A 2228-nucleotide genomic window follows, 5' to 3' on the forward strand; every position below is an offset into this window, starting at 1 on the left:
ACACACCGCGTGAAAATACCGGGCGCGAAACCGCCCGGAACACCGGGCTCAATGCCGGGCACAAGGGGGAGCGTGCCGAATGAAGACCCTGCTCAGAACGTTCAACGGCTTCACCGAAGGCGTCGCCGCCCTGATGATGGTCACGATCTTCGCGACCTTCATCCTGCAGATCGCGGTTCGATACATCGTCGGCTCGGAATGGTTCGTGTCGATCACCGGCGGCGTCATCGACGCCGCCGATTTCGGCTGGACCGTGGAATTCATCCTCGCGCTCTGGCTCTGGACGATCTTCTGGGGCAACGCCTTCGTGGTGCGCGACAGCGATCACGTCACCTTCGACATCATCTACAACTCGGTCGCACCCCGAACCCGCTCCGTGCTCGCGATCACCGGCGCCCTGATCATCGTCGTGGCGCTCTGGTCCTCGATCGGCCCGACCTATGACCGGATGAAGATCCTGCGGCTGAAGTCCTCGGCGACGCTCCCCGTCAAGATGCTCGAGATCTACTCGATCTACTTCGTGTTCCTCGCCGTCGTCGGCCTGCGCTACCTGTGGCGCGCGGTCGAGGTATTCCGCCACGGCGCCGACCGCGAGACCCATGTCCTGCCGATCGAGCCCCTGCACAACGAGGAGGACCGGGCATGAGCCTCGAACTGACCATCATGATCGGCTCGCTGTTCCTGCTGGCGGGCATCGGCATTCCCATCGCCTATGCGATCATCGTCGCCTCGATGGCCTACATGCTGGCGACCGGCACCTCGATCGGCCTCGTCGGCAAGACGCTTTCCGATGGCATCTACCAGAGCTTCCTGCTCCTCGCCGTGCCGCTTTTCATCGTCGCCGCCAACATCATGAACGCGGGCTCGATCTCGGACCGGCTGCTGAGCTTCTGCGTCGCCACGGTCGGCCGGTTCAAGGGTGGACTTGGCCATGTGAATGTCATGGCATCGCTGATCTTTTCCGGCATGTCCGGCTCCGCCGTCGCGGACGCCGCCGGCATCGGCAAGATCATCATCGACATGATGCGCAAGGACGGCCGCTTCCCGGCGGGCTACGCCGCCGCGATCACGGCCGCCTCGGCGACCATCGGGCCGATCATTCCGCCCTCGATCCCGATGGTGCTCTACGCGCTGATCTCGAACGCCTCGATCGGCGCGCTGTTTCTCGGCGGCATCATGCCGGGTCTGCTGATGGGCGCGGTGCTGATGCTCATGAACTGGTGGATCTCGCACCGCCGCGGCTTCGCGACCGAGGAAGCCGTCCCGATGCGGGAACTGCCGGCCGTTACCATGCGCGCCTTTCCGGCGCTGATGATGCCGGTGATCCTGCTCTACGGCATCTACGGCGGCGTCACCACGCCCACGGAAGCCGCCGCGGTCGCCGCCGCCTATGCGCTCCTGCTGTCGGTCTTCTTCTACCGCTCGCTGAAGGCGGGGGCCTTCTACTCGATCCTGATCGAGAGCTCGCGGTCCTCGGCCGCCGTCGGCATCGTGATCGGCGGCGCGCTGATCCTGAACTACATCGTCGCCTCGGAAAACATCCCCTCGATGATGGCCTCCTACCTGGACGGGGTGAATGTTTCGCCGCTGGTCTTCCTGCTCGGCGTCAACCTGATCGTGCTCATCCTCGGCTGCCTGCTGGACGCCACGACCATCATCCTGGTGATCGTGCCGCTCTTCATCCCCACCTGCAACCTGCTCGGGATCGATCTGGTGCATTTCGGCGTGGTGATCGTGGTCAACTGCATGATCGGGCTGATAACGCCGCCCTATGGCATCCTGCTCTTCGTCATCAACGCCGTCACCGGCATTCCGCTGCGCAGCATCATCGTCGAGGTCGTCCCCTTCCTCGTCGCCCTGATCGGCGCCCTGCTCCTGATGATCCTCTTCCCGGGCATCGTCCTCTTCCTGCCGAGGATGTTCGGCTATGAGGGCTAGCGGCCCCGGAGTCGCAGGCTGACGGGCCCGCCGGTCGTCCGGCCGCGGGAGCGCGAGCCTGGCCAGGCGAACCGAACCGGGGTTTGCGCGTTGCTTCGCTGTCCGAAAGGTGCGTGATGGATCGCCCAAGCCTCAGCCTCGGGATCGAGGAGGAATATCTGATCGTAGACCCGGAGACGCGGGATCTGGTCGCGGAGCCGGCGGCCGGCTTCTTCGCCGATTGCCGGGACGCGCTCGGCGGCCAGGTCTCGGCCGAGTTCCTGCGCTGTCAGGTCGAGGTCGGGACGAAG

At 64.9% G+C, this 2228-nt stretch carries 2 protein-coding genes; both read left to right on the plus strand.

The window, feature by feature from the left end:
• Positions 1–79: 79 nt before the first annotated feature.
• The gene (locus ACLJK8_RS22495) at positions 80–646 is read left to right on the plus strand and encodes a TRAP transporter small permease (protein ID WP_413152649.1); all 567 of its coding nucleotides are present in this window, start codon (positions 80–82) and stop codon (positions 644–646) included.
• Entirely contained in the window at positions 643–1938 is a 1296-nt protein-coding gene (locus tag ACLJK8_RS22500) for a TRAP transporter large permease (protein ID WP_413152650.1), read from the plus strand. Before ACLJK8_RS22495 ends, ACLJK8_RS22500 begins: the two co-directional genes overlap by 4 nt.
• Positions 1939–2228 lie beyond the last annotated feature (290 nt).

This window comes from Amaricoccus sp. W119 (assembly GCF_047275745.1).
Taxonomy (GTDB): Bacteria; Pseudomonadota; Alphaproteobacteria; order Rhodobacterales; family Rhodobacteraceae; genus Amaricoccus.